Raw genomic sequence first — 18,186 nt, forward strand, 5'->3', positions numbered from 1 at the left:
GGCGCTAGCCGAGGGCGTATCGAGACCCGGGGACCACCAGCGCTACCGGCGCCCGAACATCGGTGCCGTCTTCTCCATCCATTTGCGGGCCGGTTCGTCCAGGGTGCCGAGTTCGCTCGCGCGGTCGCACCAGCGCAGCGCCATCATGCCGAACTCCATCGGGTTGTAGACGTCCTCCTCGCAACTCCACAGACCGTCGCCCGCATAGGTGAGGATCGTGATGTTGGTGGCGGTGAACAGGGAGCCGTCGCCCGGGTCGCGCATCGGGTTGTCGACCTCGCAGATCACCCGGCCGGTGGAGGGATCGGTGACGTGCCACAGCGACGGGTACTCGGTCATGTGGCTGCCGGGGAAGGAGTGCATCGTCTTGTTGACCCACACTCGGATCTCTTCGCGGCCGCTGAACTCGCCGTAGGCGTGCTCGATGTAGGTCGCGTCGAGGGTGAACTGGTCGGCCCATCGATCCCAGTCCTTGCTGACCGCCACCTCGGCGACGGTCTGCTGGAACCCGGCGAAAGCCTCATCGAGTTCGGCGGCGGAGAACTGGGGCGCGGAAGCGGGGGAGGTCATGGGCGACGATGATAGGGCCGGGCACCTCGGGCCGCCGTCGAATCGGCGTGGGACGTCACGGATTCGGCTCGGCGCGATCAGCAGCCGGGTCGGCGGCGGCATAGGCGGGGAAGTGTCGGGGCACCAGGACCAGCAGGATCGCCGCGGTCAGCACCGCCGCTCCCAGCAGGCCGATGAAGGTGGCGTGCGCGGCGGCATTCGTGGCCACCGCGATCGAGGACTCGCGCCGGCCCGCCATCACACTGTTGGTGATGGCGCCGAAGACGGCCGCGCCCAGACTCTGGCCCAGGAAGCGCGCGAACATCGCACCGCCGGTGATGGTGCCGCGCTCGGACCAGCCGACGGTGTTCTGCAGACCGACCAGCAGCGGCGACACGATCAGTCCCATTCCGGCGCCCATCAGCGCCGCGCCCAGCACCGGCTGCCAGACCCCGGCGGTGATCGGCATCAGCGTGAACACCACCCCCGAGGCGATCGCGAAGGCCGAGCCGACCAGCGCGGTGTTGCGGAAACCGATCCGCATGTACAGCCGGGCCGACAGTCCGGACGCCGTCGGCCAGGTCACACTCATCGTCGCCAGCACGAAACCGGCGGCCACCGCATTGAGACCGAGGACGTGCTGTGCCCAGTTCGGCAGATACACTGACAGTCCGATCACCATCATCCCGGCGGTCAACGTGGCCGCATACGAGCCCGCGGGCAGCCGACGCGCCCACAGGTGCACGGGCATCAGCGGTTCGGCGGCCCGCTTCTCCACGATCACCACGCCGCCCGCCGCCACTGCGGCGCCGACGAACACCGCGATGCTCTGCGGCGAACTCCACGCCCACGCGGTGCCGCCCTGCAACAGCCCCAGGATCAGCAGCGACGACGCGGTCAGGACCAGCGCCGCCCCCGCGTAGTCGATGCGGTGGCTGCGCCGTTCGACGTCCTCGTGCAGCAGTTTGACGATCAACCCGAGAGCCAGGGCGCCCAGCGGCAGGTTCACCAGGAAGATGGCCCGCCACGTCACGTATTCGGCGAAGACGCCGCCGACGGCCGGGGCGATCACCGCTGAGATGCCCCACACGCTGGACAGGTATCCCTGGATCCGACCGCGCTCTGCGACGCTGTACATGTCGCCGGCGACGGTGTTCACCGTGGCGCCGATGGATCCGGCGCCCAGCCCCTGCAACGCACGGAAACCGATGAGCGCGAGCATGTTCCACGAGAGCGCCGAGAGCAGCGAGCCGAGCAGGAACAGGGCGATGCCGAACAGCAGGATCGGCTTGCGCCCGTACAGGTCGGCGAGCTTGCCGTAGATCGGGATGGTCACCGTCTGCGCCAGCAGATATGCCGAGAACACCCAGCCGATCTGAGAGAAGCCGCCCAGGTCGCCGACGACCTGCGGGATGGCCGTGGCGACGATGGTGGTGTCCATCGCCACCAGAGCCATCGACAGGATCAGGGCGAACAGGACCGGCGTCCGATTGTCCTGCCGCATCCCAGCCATGAGTCCAGCATTCCACGCGCCGCGGTCGCAGGAGGCCGAGCTCAGGGCCCTCGCGACCCGGGGCCCGCCTCGACGGGATCCCCGGGTCGCGAGGGCACCGGGACCGGACTATCGGTGGTGCGCGGCCCGGCGCCCGCCCTGGCCCGGCCACTCCACCCGCAGTGCGGGAACGACGTCGCGGGCGACCTCCGCGGCGGCGACGACGCCGTCGTCGATCGCCTTCTCGACGGCCGGGGCCGCCGAACCGAGCGCCTGGATCGGGGCCTGAGCCTGCTCGGCGGTCCAGCCGATCCGGGCGCCGCCTGCGGACAGGTCGACGTCGCCGCGACCGGTCACGACGTACTCGACGGGAGGCAGTCCCGCCTGGGCGGCGGCGTTCTCGTCCAGCCGGACTTCGAACTGATTCGGACCGGTCGCAGGGGCCGGACCCGGCGTCACGCGCGGGGCGGTCTGCGGAAGCGCGTCGGGGCGGGGCGCGTCGTGGCCCTTGTCGCCGGAGCCGAGCGCCCACCCCGCGACACCGCCGATGAGACCGGCGACGACGGCGGTGCCGAGGCCGGCGGCGGCGCCCGCGCCGACGGCCACACCGGCACCGATCGCGGCTCCGCCGAGGGCCCCGGTCGGACCGCCGGTCAGGCCGCCGGCGTACGCGCCGATCGACACGCTGAACAACCCGACGGTGACGGTGGTCGCGGTGAAGGCGACCGCTCCGCCGATCGCACCGGCGCCCGCGGCGCCCATGACGATCGCCGCAGCCTGCCGGGAGGCCTCGTCCTCCTCGGCCATGCCCATCGAGATCAGGGTGTTGGCGATCTGCTGTTCGGCGTAGGCGGCCCAGCCGTTGGCCCAATCGATGTACGCGGCCTTGTTCGGGAAGTCCGGGATGTCCTTGTTCGGCCTCTCGAAGTTGCCGATGCGCAGCGTCTGCGGTGCCGGCGCGATGCGTTTGACTCTCGGCGCGGCCGGATCGGGAGCGTGGATGACGCGCGGAGTCGGGTCGTAGCCGCCGTGGTACGACGGCGGGACGGCGGTCCACTCGGTCGGCGGCGCGGTCGGCGCCGCGGGGAGACCGCCGGGGCCCGGGGTCGGCGGCGGCACATGCGGAACGGCTTCCGGGACAGGCTCCGGAGTCGGCTCGGGCGCGGGGGTCGGCGTGATGCCGCCCTGCAACCTCTCGCCCGGGTCGTCCCCGCCGAACCCGCCCTGCCGGGGTGCCTCGCCGCCGCCGATGCCGCCTTGCCGGGGAGCGGCGAAGGCGTCGCCGGTGCCTGCGACGGCGCCGAACGCCATCGAGGCGGCGACGAGCGCGGCGAGGCCCACCTGCGCCAGTGGCCGACCGCTGGATCGGAGCGTGTCTGTCGTCGGATTCATGTACTCGGGTCCCCTCATTGTTCAGTGACTGGGTGTGTCGCGGCGTGTCCGCGCGCGAAGACGGGTGTTCGAAGTGCCGGCATCAGTCGACGGCGGTGTTCGACACGATCAGCCACCGGCCGTCCTCCCGGGTCGTCTGGATCAGTTGGTGGAAGGTGATCCGGTCGCCGCCGGGCGCAGGGTCGAACTGGGCGAGGTCGACGCGGTGCCAGCCGTCGTCGAGCTCGGTGATGGTCAGGCAGTGCGCGGTCGCCGGGGGAAGGGCGTCGATGGCCTGCTGCAAGTTCTCGATCGACGGAATCACGGCCTGACGTGCGGCCGGCAGCACGAACTCGCTGACGGCCGCCGCGCTGCGCAGGTTGTAGTAGGCCGCGTTGAACGCCTTGATGACGCCCGGCCCGCTGTCGGTGCCGCCGGCGTCGCGGCCGGTGGTCACCTTCCCGTCCACGCGGGTCGGACACGCCTCGTCGGCGGGCACGGATCCCGGGCCGGGCTCGTCGGCGACGGCAGCCGCGACCGTGTCCCGGCTCCCGGTGAGCTGCCAGGCCGCGCCGCCGACGACAACGCCCAGGGCGACGGCGCCGGCCGCCGCGACCATCACGAATCGCCCACGCCTGCGGGGTGCGGGCGCGAACGCATCCGACGGAAGGATCGGGTAGGCGGTCGGATCGTCGCCCGCGCGACGTCCCGTCTGCGCCGCGCCGCCGTCGACGTCGTCTTCGACGACCGGGATCTCCTGAGTGTCGGCGTCATCGGCGAAGACGGTGCCGTCCTCGGACGCGTGCGGACCGCTCATCGCCGACCGCCGATCCCGGCCGAAAAGGCCGCGCCGAAGGGGCCGTAGTACGCCGGCGGCGGTGCGACGGCGAACGGCTCGACCACCGTGGCGGCGAGCTCGAGGAACGCCGACCGGGTCGCGGGCTTCATTTCGTCGAGGTCGATGAACCCGCCGACCGCGAGGTGTTCGTCGTACGGGACGATCTGCACGGCACGGGTGCGGCCGAGGAAGTACTCGCGCAGCATTTCGACGTCGACGGGAGCGTTCTTGCTCTTCGAGGCGGCGATGACGACGACGGCCTCGCGCGCGAGCTGCTCGTAGCCGTGGGCGAGGAGCCAGTCGAGGGTGGCGACCGCGCTCTGCGCACCGTCGAGGGCGGGTGAGGTGACGAGGACGAGCGAGGTCGCCGACTTCATCACGCCCGCCATCGCGGAGTGCACCAGTCCGGTGCCGCAGTCGATGAGGATCATGTTGTAGTGGTTCTCGAGGATCTCGATGACGCGCAGGTAGTCGTCCTCGCCGAATGCCTCGGAGATGGCCGGGTCGCGTTCGGACGCGAGGACCTCGAGCCGAGAGGTCGCCTGGCTGGTGTGCCTTCGGACGTCCATGTACCGCTCGAGGTGCGGGTCCAGGAGCAGATCCCGCACCGTCGACGCCGTCTGCGCCGGGATGCGACGGGCCAGCGTGCCGAGGTCCGGGTTCGCGTCGACCGCGATCACCCGATCGCCGCGCAGGGACGCGAGCGCCGAACCGAGGCCGACGGTCACCGTGGTCTTCCCGACACCGCCCTTCAGAGACAGCACGGCGAGGCGGAAGTCGTTCCCGATCGGTTGTCGGACGCGGTTCGCGAGCTGCGCGATCTGATCCTTCTTCCGAGTGCCGCCGAAGGCGACGAAGCCGTTGGCACGACCGAGCAGGGATCGCTGCCTGCGGGGTGGCGCCGCGGCGGCCGGCGGCTGGGCGTGCCCTTGCTGCGGTGCCACGGCCCTCGGCGCGCCCGTGTGCTGCGGAGTCCGCCGGTGGGCGTCGCCGGAGGCGGGCGATGCGAGGTCCCGCGGTGGTTCGGGCAGGTATCCGTACGCGGTCTCGGCGGGCACCCGCTGATGCCACGGCGGTTCGACATGCGGTGGCGGGGGACCCTGCGACGGCGGCGGCGGTTCGGGTGCGCCGGTCGCGAAGTACGGGCCGACCGGCTCCACGGACGGGTGGTCGAGGGCGGCCGCGGCCTCCGACGGGTCCCGCGTCGTCCACGACGGGAAGTGGGTGGAGTGCTCCTGCATTGCTGTCGCCTTTCCATGGGCTCGGCACCGAACGGTGTCGATGCCGGACGGGGTGCGGGTCGGTCAGACTCGTCAGGCTCGTCGTGCGGTGTCGGCGAACCCGTCGGCGACGGTCGCGGCGAGCTCCAGGAACGCCGCGGCGGTCCTGGAGTGCAGGCGGTCGAGGTCCACCTCGGCGCCTTCGGCGAGATGGGCGTCGAAGGGGACCTGATGCACGGCCCGGGTCCGGGAGCGGAAGTACTCGGCAAGCCTGTCGACGTCGACGCATGCGGAACTGCGTGCGGCGCAGACGACGACCACCGCGGACGCCGCGAGTTCGCGGTGGCCGTGGGCCGAGAGCCAGTCGAGGGTCGCCGCGGCGCTGCGCGCCCCGTCGATGGCCGGCGAGGTCACCACGATCAACGCATCGGCGTGGTCGAGGACGCCGGTCATCACGGAATTGCTCATGCCGGTGCCGCAGTCGGTGAGCAGGATGTTGTAGTGGCGGCGGAGGATCTCCATCGCTCGGTGGTAGTCGCCGGCGCCGAAGGTCCCGACTCGCGCCGGATCGCGTTCGGAGGACAGCACTTCCAACCGGCTCGGTGCCTGTGAGGTGTGCGCTCGGACGTCGGAGTACCGCGCCGCCGGGCCGGTGGCGATCAGGTCGCGGACCGTCGACGAGGTCTGCTGGGGCACGCGCTGCGCCAGCGTGCCGAGGTCGGGGTTCGCGTCGACGGCGATGACACGGTCTCCCCGCGTCGATGCGAGCGTCGCGCCGAGGCCGATCGTCGTGGTCGTCTTCCCGACGCCGCCCTTGAGTGAGAGGACGGCGATCCGATAGTCGTCGCGGACCGGCCGGCGCACGGCGTGGACGAGGCGGGCCCGGCGGGCGTCGGCGGGGGAGTCGCCGAGGTTCAGCGTGCCGCCGGACGCCCGGAACAGCGCACGGCGCCATCCGCGGGCCGGGGCCTGCGCGGCTCGTCGACGCAGGGCGGCCGAGCCGACTGCGTCGGTGGCGAGTGCGTCGGGCTCCGGCGACGGAGGCGGCGTGTGCGGAGCGGCCGAACCCTGCTGCGGCGCCGTGCGTGGTGCCGCGGGAGGCGAGGGGTCCTCGCCCATGTCGAGCCACGACGGATACTCCGGTGGTCGATTCATCCCCGGTCTCCCCCTGACCTCATCGCGGTGCGCAGCCGCGCACACGGCAGGCTCCGACCTCGATGGAAGTCCCCCCGTGCGCGTCCGTCGGCGAGGCCGAACGGTGTGCCCCCCGGCACATGTCTGCGCATTCGGGCGAAACCTATCACGAGGTGCTCGCACCCGGACGGCGTTTCGTCGGTCACGGGATGTTTGCGGCGGCTTCGGCTCCGGCTCGGGGTCGCCGCCGCCGTGGCGCTACTGTTTACTCTGCATGTCGGGTAGCGCACGTTCACGAGTGTGCCGAGACGCGTCGCACCGAGGAGAGGGGTCCGGAGCATGCAGAGGTTGAGCGGTCTGGACGCGTCGTTCCTGTACTTGGAGACGCCGTCGCAGGTGATGAACGTGGCGGCGATCGTCAAGATCGATCCGACCACCATCTCCGGCGGGTACACGTTCGCTTCGCTGCGCCTGGAGATGGGCCGGCGCGTCCGCGGGCTGCCGATGCTGCGTCGGCGGCTGGCCGACTCGCTGACCAACGTCGACCATCCGGTGTGGGTGGAGGACGACGACTTCGACATCGAACGGCACGTGCACCGCATCGCGATCCCGACACCGGGCGGGCTCGCCGAGTTGGCGCAGGTCTGCGGCCATCTGGTGAGCCAGGTGCTCGACCGCAAGAAGCCGCTGTGGGACCTGTGGGTGATGGAGGGCATGGCCGACGGCCAGGTCGTCCTGATGCTGCGCATGCACCACGCGTGCGTCGACGGCGCGACCGTCGCCGAGATCCTCGGCGAACTGGCGACGACGACCCCCGAACCGCCCGCCATCGACCCGGATCGGGTCAAGGAGAACGCGGGCGACGCCTCGCGCTCGGACATGGCGCTCGGCGGCGCGATCAACTTCTTCCTGCAGCGACCGATCGCCGCGCTGAAACTGATCCCCAAGACCGTCCCGGTCCCGTTCGAGTGGATCAAGCGGGCGCGTTCGGGCGAGGGCATGCCCGCACCCTTCCTCGCGCCGCGCACCCGCTTCAACGCACCGCTCACCTCGCGGCGCAACCTGGCGTTCGCGCAGATGCCGCTCGACGACGTCAAGCGGGTCAAGAACCACTTCGGCGTCAAGATGAACGACGTGGTCCTGGCGATCGCCGCGGGCGCGCTCCGCGACTACCTGCAGGAGCGGGGCGAACTGCCCGAGGATCCGCTGGTCGGACTGGTGCCGGTGTCGGTGCGGGGCGTCGAGGAGAACGACCTGATCGAGGCCGGCACCAACAAGGTGACCGGAATGTTCACCCGGTTGGCCACCAACGTCGCCGACCCGGTGGAGCGGATCCGCGCCGCGGGCGCCTACGCCGATCAGGCGAAGGGCCATCACCAGGGCATCGACGCCAACATGCTGCGCGCATACGCCGAGTTCGCGCCCGGCAACGCCCTCGGCGCGCTGATGCGCGTGTACACCGACCGCCTGCTTTCGGGCCTGCATCCGCCCGTGTTCAACGCGGTCATCTCGAACGTCGCGGGTCCGGCCCGGACGATGTACATGTTGGGCGGCCGCGTCACCGCGGTCTACCCGATGGGGCCGATCTTCCACGGCCTGGGTCTGAACATCACCGTGATGTCCGTCGACGGCACCCTCAACGTCGGCCTGCTGTCGTGCCCGGACCTGGCCGCCGACCTGTGGGATCTGGTGTCCGGCTTCCAGACTCAGCTCGATGCGCTGCTCGCGGCGGTCGATGCCTCGGTGGCGGCCGAGCAGCGCGACGACGAGGATTCCGGCGAATAGCCGCATTCGGGCCGCCGCAAACGGCGATCACGGCGCCGGCGACCGCTGATCGGCGATTCACCGACGGTCGACGAATCGGTGCGGGTAGTTTCCGAGACAACGGAAGTGCCGGTGCGGTCGATCCGGACCGGCCCGAGAACGCGGAGGATCCGATGGAATTCGATGACGTGATCCGAACGACCTTCGCTGCGCGCCGTTTCACCGACGACCCGGTGCCCGACGAGGCGCTGTGGCAGATCCTCGACACCGCGCGGTTCGCGCCCAGCGGCGGCAACCGGCAGGGCGCGCACGTGATCGTCGTGCGCGACGGGCAGACCAAAGCCCGCATCGCCGACCTGAGCAAGCCGGCCGCCCGCCGCTACCTGGCACAGCGTCGGGCCGGCGAGGTGCCGTGGAACACCGTGCACGACTCGTCGATCACCGACGCCGACCTGGCGACCGCTCCCGGAGTCGACGACTTCGTCGCCCCGCTGATCCAGGCCCCGGTGCTGCTGGTCGTGACCATCGACCTGTCGCAGGTCGCCGCCACCGACGCCGAACTCGACCGAGTCGGCATCGTCGGCGGAGCCTCGGTGTACCCGCTGGTGTGGAACATCCTCACCGCCGCCCGCGCCTCCGGCTTCGGCGGCACCATCACCACGATGGCCGCCGCGCAGGAGCCGGGCATGCAGGAGCTGCTGGGGGTGCCCGCGCCGTACGCCGTGGCCGCCGTGCTGCCCATCGGCCGCCCGGTCCGACAACTGACGAAGCTGCGCCGCGAGACGGTGCCGGAGTTCGTCACGCTCGAACGCTTCGACGGCGAACCCTTCGGCGGCGTGCCCGGGGAGGAGTCGGGGGAGTGAGGCCGGTGCCCGCCGATGCGGCGCGGCGCTCAGTCCCGATGCAACTCCGCCAGCCACGCTGACGACGGGGCGTCGGACGGCGAACGCCAGTCGCCGCGCGGGGAGAGCGCGGCCGAACCGATCTTCGGGCCGTTGGGCATCGCGGTGCGCTTGAACTGCTGCGACATGAATCGTTTCAGGAACACCGTGAGCCACTTGTCGATGGTGGCGTCGTCGTACTCGTGACGCTCGTCGTCAGTCATCAGATCCGACCACTCGCCGCGCTCGCGGCTGCCCCACGCGTGCTGCGCCAGATAGGCGATCTTGCTGGGGCGATGCCCGAAGCGGGTCAGGTAGTAGAGGAAGAAGTCGTGCAGCTCGTAGGGGCCGACGTGGTCCTCGGTGCTCTGGATGTTCCCGTCGGCGTCGGCGGGGACCAGTTCGGGGGAGATGACGTCGTCGAGGATCTCGCGCAGGGTCGCGACGGTGTCCGGACCGTAGTGCGCGGTGGCGATCTTCCACCGGATCAGATGCTGGATCAGCGTCTTCGGGACGCTGCCGTTGACGTTGTAGTGCGACATCTGGTCGCCCACCCCGTAGGTGCACCAGCCCAGCGCCAGCTCCGACAGGTCGCCGGTGCCGAGCACGATCCCGCCGAGATGGTTGGCCAGTCGGAACAGGTGGGAGGTCCGTTCGCCGGCCTGCACGTTCTCGAAGGTGACGTCGTAGACGGGCTCGCCGTCGGCGAACGGATGCCCGAGGTCGAGGAGCATCTGACGGCACGACGGCCGGATGTCGAGTTCGTTGCCGGTGACCCCGAGGGAGTCCATCAGCACGTGGCTGCGAGCGAGCGTCGCCCCGCCGGTGGCGAAGCCCGGCATCGTGTACGCGTGAATGTTGGTGCGCGGCAGACCCATCGCGTCGAAGGCCTGCACCGCCACGAGCAGGGCGAGCGTGGAGTCGAGGCCGCCGGAGACGCCGATGACGATCTTGTCGATGCCGGCGGCGCGCAGTCGGGCCACCAGTCCCTGCACCTGGATGTCGAGGACCTCGCGGCAGCGGTCGTCGCGGTCGGCGGCACCGGTCGGCACGAACGGGAAGCGCGGGACCTCGCGGCGCAGCGCGCCTGCGGTCTCGGGCACCCCCAGGGTGAACGGGATGCGGCGCATCGCGCGGGCCCGGTCGGCGAAATCACCGACCTGATCGCGCAGGCTGATCATCCGCGCGCGTTCCTGCCGCAGTCGATCCAGGTCGACGTCAGCGGCGATCAACTGCGGATCCATCGAGAAGCCCTCGGTCCGAGCCAGGAGGGTGCCGTTCTCGGCGAGCAGGGCGTCGCCGTCCCACGCGAGATCGGTGGTCGACTCGCCGAACCCGGCCGAGACGTACAGGCACGCGGCGATGCACCGTGCCGACTGCCCCGTCACCAACGACCGGCGGTACGCCTGCTTGCCGACGGTCACCGGACTGCCCGACAGATTCAGCAGAACCGTCGCGCCCGCGAGGGAGGCCCAGGTGCTGGGCGGGACGGCGACCCAGCCGTCCTCGCAGACCTCGGCGTGAATCCGCAGGCCCGGCAGGTCCTGGCATTCGAAGATCAGATCGGCGCCGAACGGCACGTGCTGGTCGGCGACGGTCACGGTGTCGCGGACGGCGTCGCGTGCGGCGGCGAAGTACCGCTGCTCGTAGAACTCGCGGTAGTTGGGCAGGTATGACTTCGGCGCGACGCCGAGCACGCGCCCGCCGTGGATGAGGACCGCGCAGTTGAACAGCGTGTCGTCCACCCGCAGCGGGGCGCCGACGGCCACCACCGGAGTCAGATCGGCGGTCGCGGCGACGACCGCGGCCAGCGCGGCGTCCACCTCGTCGAGCAGGGCGTCCTGCTGGACCAGGTCGTCGACGCTGTATCCGCACATCCCGAGCTCCGGGAAGGCGACGACGGCCACCGCGTCCTGATGCGCGCGGTGGATCAGTTCGATGGTGCGGGAGGCGTTCTGCCGGGGATCGGCCAGGGCGACCTGCGGGACGGCGGCGGCGAGACGGACGAAGCCGTGTGAGTAGGGCGACACAGATTCAGGCTAGTGGGTCGGCGCATGCCACGATGGAGGCGAGGCGGCCCGGCCGTCTTGCGATCGGCGTGCAGGCACGCCGACGCCGATTCTCTGTCAAGGTCAGGTGTACTGCGCATGTCCAGGGTGTCCGCCCGTTCGTCGAAGCTCGCTCGTTCCTCCGCGTTCGCGGCCGTGGTGGCCGTCGTCGCACTGCTGACCGGACTGTTCGCGGGCCCGGCCGCGGCGCACTCGGCGCTGATCGCCTCGAATCCGGAGCAGGGCGCGAAGATCGCGACCGCGCCCGACAAGGTGACGCTGACCTTCAACGAAGAGCTCAAGTCGCAGTACGCGGTGCTGAAGGTGGTCGGTCCGGACAACCACTTCTGGCAGCAGGGTGAGCCGGTCGTGCAGGGTACCGAGATGTCGGTGGCGCTGAACGGACTCGGCCCGGCGGGCCAGTACAAGGTCAACTACCGGGTCACCTCGGCGGACGGACATCCGGTGGAGGGCCAGGTCAGCTTCGAGACCACCGCTGCGGGCAACGGCACGCCCGGTGAGCAGGCCGACGACTGGCAGCCCGCGAGCGATCACGGCGTCAAGGCGTGGCCGTTCATCATCGGCGGTGTGGTCCTGGTGCTGTTGATCGCGGGCGCGCTGACGCTGGTGCTCGCCAAGCGCCGCAGCTGACGCCGAGCCGCATGGCCGTCGACGCAGCTGCGCTCCGCGCGGGCCTCGGCGCCGCGGCGCTGCTGCTCGCGCTGGTCGGCGTGTGGCTCAGCGGCGTTCTGGCCCGACCCGAGGCGTCGTCGTGGGCCGGCGCCGTCTCGATGGTCGCGCTGTGCCTGCTGCTGGGTCTGGGCGCGCTGCCCGTGCTCGGCGGAACGCCGACCGTCCCGCTGATCGCGGCGGCCGCCGGGGTGTGGGGCGCGTCGAGCGTGATCGGCGGCTGGCTGCAGGTGGCGCAGCGTGCCGATGTGTCGCCGCTGCAGGTCGGACTCGCCGACCTGACGGCGGGCGTGCAGATGGGTCTGCCCGTCGCGGTCGGCGCGCTGGGCTCGACGGCGGTCCTGCTGTGGTGCGTGGCCGCGATGCGGTTCGATCCACCGGTGTCCGTCGTCGCGGTGGTCGCCGCGCTCGGGGTCCTGGTGGTGTCGGTGACCGGACACGGTGGGGAGTCGGCGTGGATCCCCGTGGTTCTCGGTGTTCATTCGCTGTGCGCGGCGTGGTGGGCGGGCACGCTCGCGGCGCTGGTGGCGACCACCCGGGGCAAGCGCGATTGGGCGCGACTGCTCCCGGAGTTCTCGCACCGCGCGGTGGTCGTCGTCGCGGCGCTGACCGTCTCCGGGGTCGTCGCGGCGGTCGCGCAGATGGGGATCGGCGCTCAACTGTGGGACACCGGCTACGGCCGAATCGTGATCGCCAAATCGGTGTTGCTGGTGGCGGCCGTCGGTCTGGCCTGGTGGTATCGCCGGTCGTGGGTGCCGCGTGCCCGCAGACACGCGGCCGGTGAACGCGAGTCGATCGGCCGGGCGGGCGCCGAACTGCTGGTGCTCACGGTGATCCTCGGATTGGCCGCGGGCCTGGCGACGACCGGGGCCGGATGATCGGATCAGACTTGCGTCGAATGGGCCCGCTTGTTCGACACAAGTCTGCGCGGCGGGCTCAGTCCCAGGCGGCCAGGAGCACGTCGAGCATCTCGACGCTGTGCCCGAGACCGCTGATGTGACTCTGCCCGGGCAGCGTGTGCAGTTCGGCGTGGGGCAGCAGCTTCACCATGTGCTCGCCGTGCGCGTACGGGATGATGTTGTCGGCGTCGCCGTGCCACCAGTGGACGTAGGCCTGCACGTCGCCGATGCGGAAACCCCAATCGCGGACGAAGAGTTGCAGATCGGCGAAGGGCGCCTCCATCCGGCGGCTGCCGCCGTGCAGGAGATCGTCGAGGAACATGGCCCGGAACTCCGGGCGGGAGAGCAGTTCGCGGTCGGCTTCGGGAGACAGTCGGCCATAGATGCTGATGGCCGGGTCGGCGATCGGGCGGGCGAATCCGAGGACGGTGCTCAGCACCGATCCGATCGGCCGGCCGGCCACCTGCAGCAGCGGCACCGCGTACTGCGCCAGTTGCACCGCGCCGCCGTGTACCGCGTCGGGCCCGTTGATCGGGGCCACTCCGCCGACGATGCCGGTGGAGACGATCCGGTCGGGCAGGAAGTGGGAGACGGCCAGGGAGTAGGGCCCGCCGCCGGACAGGGCGATCACCGAGAACCGATCGATCCCGAGCGTGTTGAGGACGGTCTGGAAGTCCATCGTGAACTCGGCGATCGACTCGTACCTGTGCGCCGTCGACGAGCCGACGCCGGGGCGGTCCAGACCGATGAGCCGGAAGCCGCGGGTCTCGGCGTAGGCCCGGGCCTCGGGCGGGATCTGGCGGCGAGCGCCGGGCGTGCCGTGCAGCCACAGCACTGCGGGGCCCTCGGGGGAGCCGAACTCGGAGAAGCCGATGCGGCGGCGGCGCTTGTCGCCGACGGCGATCGAACCTTCGAGCTTGGGGCGGTCAATCGGGATCACCTCGCGGAGTATGTCAGATGACGCGGCAACTAGTGTCCTGCACCGGAAATTCGCTTGCGGTTTCTGCGGCCCGGTGAACGCCTGGCTGCGTTGTCGTCGGTCGACATAGCTACCGCTATGCCTCCCTCCTCCGCCTTGCCAGCCGCCCACCGGATCCACAGAAACACGAAAGCAATTTCCGGCGCAGGACACTAGCGAGATGAAATCTCGGAATTGTCTTAAAGGAGCCTGTGAGCAGGATCTTTCGATCTCGATCCGGTGTACGTTGAAGGAGTGCCAGCACTGAGCAACAGCTTCGCTACCGTGCGCCGAGGGATCGGCCACGCCCTGCGCCCCTACCCCGTGACCGGGCTGCCCACCGGTCGACGACTCGAACTACCCGGTCGCGGAACCACTTTCATCACCGACTCCGGGCGACCGGACGGTCCCGTGGTGTTCCTGCTGCACTCGGTCAGCACCACCGGGCTGCTGTGCTGGTACCCGGTGATCCCGCTTCTGGAGCAGGACTACCGGGTCATCACCATGGACCATCGACTGCACGGGCGGGGCATCGACTCGGCGACGTTCTCGCTGGCCGACTGCGCCGACGACGTGGCGGCGGTGGCCGACGCCCTCGGCATCGACAGCTTCATCGCCGCCGGCTTCTCGATGGGCGGCGGCATCGCCCAGCTCGCGTGGCAGCGGCACCGAGACCGAGTCTCCGGCATGGTGCTGTGCTCCACCGGACCGTACTTCTCGAGCATCGAACCGGGCAGGCTCGCGCTCGAGCAGCGGATCGGAAGGGCACTGACGGTGGTCGACAAGATCCTGCCCAGCCCGTCCGATCGAGCCCTCGACGCCGTCGGCCACCCGCTCAAGTGGGGACTCGCGCAGGTCGCATCGACCCCGCTGGGCCTTCAGGGCGTGTTCGCCGAGGCGATGGCCCGATTCGACTCACGCGACTGGCTCGGCGAGATCGACGCGCCGACCGCCGTCGTGGTCTCCACACACGACAAGATCGTGCAGCCGGAGCGTCAGCAACTGCTTGTGGACGGCATTCCCGGCGCCCAACGGTTCGACGTGGCCGGCGGACACGCCTGCTGTGTGGTGGGCGCGGAGAAGTTCGTGCCCGAGTTCACCGCGGCCGTGGCCGCGGTGAACCGGCAGTCGGTCTCGGCCTGAGCCGGCGACGCGACGGGGAGGGACCCCGGTCGCGTCGCCGGGCTCAGACCGGCTTGGCCGGCCACCACATGCGGTCGCCGAGCACCGAGATCGTGGCCGGGACCAGCACCGACCGCACCACCAGGATGTCGAGCAGTAGGCCGACGCCGATGGTGAACCCGATCTGAACCAGGTTGAGCGTGGTGCCGGACATGAGCGCGAACATGGTCGTCGCGAAGACCAGCCCCGCCGTGGTGATGACGCTGCCGGTGCTGCCGAAGCCGCGGATCACCCCGGACACGAGCCCGCGGCCGACGGACTCCTCGCGGATGCGCGACGCGAACAGCATGCTGTAGTCGGCGCCGACGGCGATCAACGCCATCCCCGCGACCGGCGCCACCGACCAGTCCAGCGGAATGCCGATGAGGTGCTGCCACACCAGAGTGCTGATTCCCATCACGGCGGCGAACGAGAGCAGCACGGTCCCGACCAGGACGAGCGGTGCGACGACGCTGCGCAGCAGGACGATCAGCACGATCGTCACGGCGATGATCGCGGCGAGGCCGAAGACGAGCAGGTCGCGGCGGAGCTGGTCGTCCATGTCGGCTGACAGCGACGCCAGTCCGGTGTTCGAGACGGCGGCGTCGGCAAGCCCGGTACCCGCGAGCGCCGCGGTCGCGGCAGGTGCCAGGGTGCGGCTGGCGGCGAGGGCTTCGCCGCTGTACGGATCGATCCGCCAGGTCACCATCATGCGGGCGGTGTGCCCGTTCGGTGAGATCAGCAGTTTGCCGCCCTCCACCATCCGACGGTCGCGGAGCGCCTCGTCGGGCAGGTAGAAGCCGCGACCGGGACCGTCGGACGTCGCCCGGCTCATCGGCTCGAGGTAGCCGACGGCCTGGTTGAGGCCGGCGTGCAGTTCGTCGGTGAGCGCATTGAGCTGATCGGTGCCCGCCTGCACCTGGTGCAGGCCGTCGGCCAGCCGATCGATGCCGGTTGCGAGCTCGTTCACACCCGAGGTGAGGCGCCGCAGGTCGGCGCGGATCTGATCCGGGGTGCGGCCGTCGAGTCGTCCGAGCAGGCCGGTCAGCTGCTCGAGCAGGGTGCGCAGCGCGCCGGTGGAGTCGTCGACGCGGCGGATGGCGTCGGCCGGGGCCGCGGCGGCGGCGCGCAGGTCGGTCAACGTCTCGCGAATCCGGCCGCCGGTGGCGCGATCGAGTCGGTCGAGCGCGGTGCGCGCGGCGGTGCAGCGCGGGTCGGTGAGGCACGACGGGGCGGCGCGCGGTGCGAGCAGCGGGCCGAAGGTCCGGTCGAACTCGGTGAGCGCGGGGGCAGCCGTCGCCGCGGACGCTCGCAGCTGCTTCAGGAGCGGCGCCAGCGCGTCGAGTCCGGCGCGGGCCGAGTCTGCGGCGGTGCGCAGGTCGGCGCGGTGGTCGGTGGCGACGCCGACGAGGTTCTGCGCGGCGTCGAGCGCGTCGAGCACGCCGTCGGCCATCGAGACCACCTGGCCGGTGCCGTCGACGAGTTCGGGCATCCGCCGAGCGGCCTCGTCGGCACCGGCCGACAACTGGCCCACGCCCGAGGCGAGCCGCATCAGGTCGGGCCGGGCGTCGGCCATCTGCCGTGCGGCGCCGGCGAGTTCGCCGCCGACCCGCCCGGGTACGTATCCGGCTGCCGACTCGGCGATCGGTCGGCCGTCCGGGCGGGTGATCGATCGGACGGATGTGACCGGATCGAGGCGGGCCACGGCGTCGGCGGCCAGTTCGAGGGCGGCGAGGTCGGCCGTGTTGCGCAGGTCGTGGTCGGCTCGCACGATCAGGTACTCGGTGGCCACGGCGTTGACCCCGTAGTGCCGGTACACGGCGTCGTATCCGCGGGTCGACTCGTTGGCGTGAACGAACATCGACGACTCGTCCCAGTTGGTCTGGTGTCCGATCAAGAGTGCGGCGCAGCTCACGAGGAAGACCAGCGACGCGGTCGCGTACAGGCCGGCGCGGCGCATGATGACGGCACCGCGGTGGCGCCAACGGCGTTCGGTCGACGGTCCGGGCTCGGCCAGGCCGGCACGTCCGGCGATCGACAGCAGTGCGGGCGGGAGGGTCAGGGCGAGCAGAAGGACCACGAGCACGGCGACGGCCGTCGGCGGTCCGGCGGTTCGGAACATGCCGATCTCGGTGAAGATCATCGAGCCGGACGCCACCGCGATGGTCAGCGCCGAGGCCACCAGCACCGGCCCGGTGCGCCCGCTGGCGGCGGCGACGGCGTCGCCGACCGTCGATCCGCGTCGGCGTTCCTCGTGGTACGAGGAGAGGGTGAAGATCGCGTAGTCGGTGACCGCGCCGAGGATCAGCGCGGTCATGATGGCGATCGTGAAGTTGGAGATCGACAACCAGCCCTTCATCCCGAGCAGTGAGGCGATCGGACGCACCACGGCCAGCCCGAGCGCCAGGCTGATCAGCGGGATCGCAGCCGTCGACAGCTTCCGATAGACGACGAGCACGATCACCGAGATCAGCAGAATCGAGACTCCGGTGATGATGAGCAGGGAGAAGTCGATGGCGCTGAACAGGTCGGCGAGGGTGGCGGTCGGTCCGGTGTAGTAGGTCTGCAGGCCTGCGGGCGGGCCGGCTTCGTCGATCGCCGCCCGGATCCCCTTCGCGGCGTGATGGGCGCGGGTGGAGCCGACCGAGCCCTCGGCGGCGACGAGGATGTTCACGGCCTTGCCGTCCGGGCTGAGCGCGGCCTCCCGCGTCACCGGTTTCCCGTAGAAGTCGATGAGGTAGGCGACGTCGTCGCTGGCGCGGAGTCGGTCGATCAGCCGCGTGTAGTAGGCGTCGTCCCCGGCCCCGAAGCCCTTTTCGTCGACCAGCACGATGCTGCTGACGGCATTCGAGGCGGGCACGCCGAAGTCGCGGGCCATGTCCTCGAGGTGGCCGTTGGCCGGCAGCGAGCGCGGCAGGAAGTCGGCCGAGGTCTTCGACACGGTCACCTCGATCTGCGGGATCGCGATGTTGAGTCCGGCGGCGAGGACCACCCAGAACCCGAGGATCCACCAGGCGTGGCGGTGCGCGAAGCGTCCCACACCGGTGAAAGTGCGGCTGGGGCCGTGGGCCATGGCGTCCTCCTGGGGATGCGGTCGAGCCGAAGATCAGGTGTAACCGTACGTAACGGAGAATGATCGGTCTACTGTGACGATGGGCACTCGGCGGCGGGAGGCGGGCGT

14 protein-coding genes are annotated in these 18,186 nt (G+C 70.8%); 5 read left to right on the forward strand and 9 right to left on the reverse strand.

Annotated elements, in window-relative coordinates; translation table 11 throughout:
* Positions 1 to 42: 42 nt before the first annotated feature.
* The 6 genes from AAFO60_RS04080 to AAFO60_RS04105 form a co-directional block, all read right to left on the reverse strand.
* Positions 43 to 570: a nuclear transport factor 2 family protein gene (locus AAFO60_RS04080; protein ID WP_347954888.1), complete on the reverse strand. Its 528-nt coding sequence runs from the start codon at positions 568 to 570 to the stop codon at positions 43 to 45.
* Between the two features lie 55 nt (positions 571 to 625).
* Positions 626 to 2,062: an MFS transporter gene (locus AAFO60_RS04085; protein WP_347954889.1), complete on the reverse strand. Its 1,437-nt coding sequence runs from the start codon at positions 2,060 to 2,062 to the stop codon at positions 626 to 628.
* Between the two features lie 108 nt (positions 2,063 to 2,170).
* Positions 2,171 to 3,433: a hypothetical protein gene (locus AAFO60_RS04090; protein ID WP_347954890.1), complete on the reverse strand. Its 1,263-nt coding sequence runs from the start codon at positions 3,431 to 3,433 to the stop codon at positions 2,171 to 2,173.
* A gap of 82 nt (positions 3,434 to 3,515) precedes the next feature.
* On the reverse strand, positions 3,516 to 4,229 hold the full coding sequence (locus tag AAFO60_RS04095; RefSeq protein ID WP_347954891.1) for a hypothetical protein: 714 nt from the start codon (positions 4,227 to 4,229) through the stop codon (positions 3,516 to 3,518).
* Positions 4,226 to 5,491 carry a MinD/ParA family ATP-binding protein gene (locus tag AAFO60_RS04100; protein WP_347954892.1) on the reverse strand — a complete coding sequence of 422 codons (1,266 nt, stop codon included), beginning with the start codon at positions 5,489 to 5,491 and terminating at the stop codon, positions 4,226 to 4,228. The genes AAFO60_RS04095 and AAFO60_RS04100 overlap by 4 nt, the downstream gene beginning before the upstream one ends.
* A gap of 72 nt (positions 5,492 to 5,563) precedes the next feature.
* On the reverse strand, positions 5,564 to 6,625 hold the full coding sequence (locus AAFO60_RS04105) for a MinD/ParA family ATP-binding protein (protein WP_347954893.1): 1,062 nt from the start codon (positions 6,623 to 6,625) through the stop codon (positions 5,564 to 5,566).
* A gap of 318 nt (positions 6,626 to 6,943) precedes the next feature.
* Here AAFO60_RS04105 and AAFO60_RS04110 point away from each other — a divergent pair, with 318 nt between their 5' ends.
* Positions 6,944 to 8,389, forward strand: a complete 1,446-nt coding sequence (locus AAFO60_RS04110) for a WS/DGAT/MGAT family O-acyltransferase (RefSeq protein ID WP_347954894.1) — start codon at positions 6,944 to 6,946, stop codon at positions 8,387 to 8,389.
* Positions 8,390 to 8,541: 152 nt separating this feature from the next.
* A complete protein-coding gene (locus AAFO60_RS04115; protein ID WP_347954895.1) occupies positions 8,542 to 9,231 on the forward strand; it encodes a nitroreductase family protein in 690 nt (229 codons plus the stop codon).
* 29 nt (positions 9,232 to 9,260) lie between these two features.
* Here the strand turns inward: AAFO60_RS04115 and AAFO60_RS04120 are convergent, their stop codons facing one another.
* Entirely contained in the window at positions 9,261 to 11,279 is a 2,019-nt protein-coding gene (locus AAFO60_RS04120; RefSeq protein ID WP_347954896.1) for an NAD(+) synthase, read from the reverse strand.
* A gap of 117 nt (positions 11,280 to 11,396) precedes the next feature.
* Here AAFO60_RS04120 and AAFO60_RS04125 point away from each other — a divergent pair, with 117 nt between their 5' ends.
* Together AAFO60_RS04125 and AAFO60_RS04130 are read left to right on the forward strand one after the other, a co-directional pair.
* On the forward strand, positions 11,397 to 11,948 hold the full coding sequence (locus AAFO60_RS04125; RefSeq protein ID WP_347954897.1) for a copper resistance CopC family protein: 552 nt from the start codon (positions 11,397 to 11,399) through the stop codon (positions 11,946 to 11,948).
* An 11-nt stretch (positions 11,949 to 11,959) separates the two neighbouring features.
* Entirely contained in the window at positions 11,960 to 12,865 is a 906-nt protein-coding gene (locus AAFO60_RS04130; protein ID WP_347954898.1) for a CopD family protein, read from the forward strand.
* 58 nt (positions 12,866 to 12,923) lie between these two features.
* On the opposite strand, the gene AAFO60_RS04135 is transcribed toward AAFO60_RS04130, so the two are convergent.
* Complete coding sequence (locus AAFO60_RS04135) at positions 12,924 to 13,826, reverse strand: alpha/beta fold hydrolase (protein WP_347954899.1); 903 nt, start codon at positions 13,824 to 13,826, stop codon at positions 12,924 to 12,926.
* 273 nt (positions 13,827 to 14,099) lie between these two features.
* Between AAFO60_RS04135 and AAFO60_RS04140 the strand changes: the two genes are divergently transcribed.
* A complete protein-coding gene (locus tag AAFO60_RS04140; protein ID WP_347954900.1) occupies positions 14,100 to 14,987 on the forward strand; it encodes an alpha/beta fold hydrolase in 888 nt (295 codons plus the stop codon).
* Between the two features lie 43 nt (positions 14,988 to 15,030).
* Here the strand turns inward: AAFO60_RS04140 and AAFO60_RS04145 are convergent, their stop codons facing one another.
* Positions 15,031 to 18,078 (reverse strand): MMPL family transporter, encoded by a 3,048-nt coding sequence (locus AAFO60_RS04145; protein ID WP_347954901.1) that lies wholly within the window; start codon positions 18,076 to 18,078, stop codon positions 15,031 to 15,033.
* Between the last annotated feature and the right edge of the window lie 108 nt (positions 18,079 to 18,186).

The organism is Gordonia aichiensis (assembly GCF_039946255.1).
In the GTDB taxonomy this organism is placed as follows: Bacteria; Actinomycetota; Actinomycetes; order Mycobacteriales; family Mycobacteriaceae; genus Gordonia; species Gordonia aichiensis_A.

Bases quoted from the DNA above. Each gene is read 5' to 3' on its own strand.
- AAFO60_RS04115 (WP_347954895.1), top strand. From the start codon at position 8,542: ATGGAATTCGATGACGTGATCCGAACGACCTTCGCTGCGCGCCGTTTC.
- AAFO60_RS04145 (WP_347954901.1), bottom strand. From the start codon at position 18,078: ATGGCCCACGGCCCCAGCCGCACTTTCACCGGTGTGGGACGCTTCGCG.
- AAFO60_RS04110 (WP_347954894.1), top strand. From the start codon at position 6,944: ATGCAGAGGTTGAGCGGTCTGGACGCGTCGTTCCTGTACTTGGAGACG.
- AAFO60_RS04105 (WP_347954893.1), bottom strand. From the start codon at position 6,625: ATGAATCGACCACCGGAGTATCCGTCGTGGCTCGACATGGGCGAGGAC.
- AAFO60_RS04095 (WP_347954891.1), bottom strand. From the start codon at position 4,229: ATGAGCGGTCCGCACGCGTCCGAGGACGGCACCGTCTTCGCCGATGAC.
- AAFO60_RS04085 (WP_347954889.1), bottom strand. From the start codon at position 2,062: ATGGCTGGGATGCGGCAGGACAATCGGACGCCGGTCCTGTTCGCCCTG.
- AAFO60_RS04080 (WP_347954888.1), bottom strand. From the start codon at position 570: ATGACCTCCCCCGCTTCCGCGCCCCAGTTCTCCGCCGCCGAACTCGAT.
- AAFO60_RS04125 (WP_347954897.1), top strand. From the start codon at position 11,397: ATGTCCAGGGTGTCCGCCCGTTCGTCGAAGCTCGCTCGTTCCTCCGCG.
- AAFO60_RS04100 (WP_347954892.1), bottom strand. From the start codon at position 5,491: ATGCAGGAGCACTCCACCCACTTCCCGTCGTGGACGACGCGGGACCCG.
- AAFO60_RS04090 (WP_347954890.1), bottom strand. From the start codon at position 3,433: ATGAATCCGACGACAGACACGCTCCGATCCAGCGGTCGGCCACTGGCG.
- AAFO60_RS04130 (WP_347954898.1), top strand. From the start codon at position 11,960: ATGGCCGTCGACGCAGCTGCGCTCCGCGCGGGCCTCGGCGCCGCGGCG.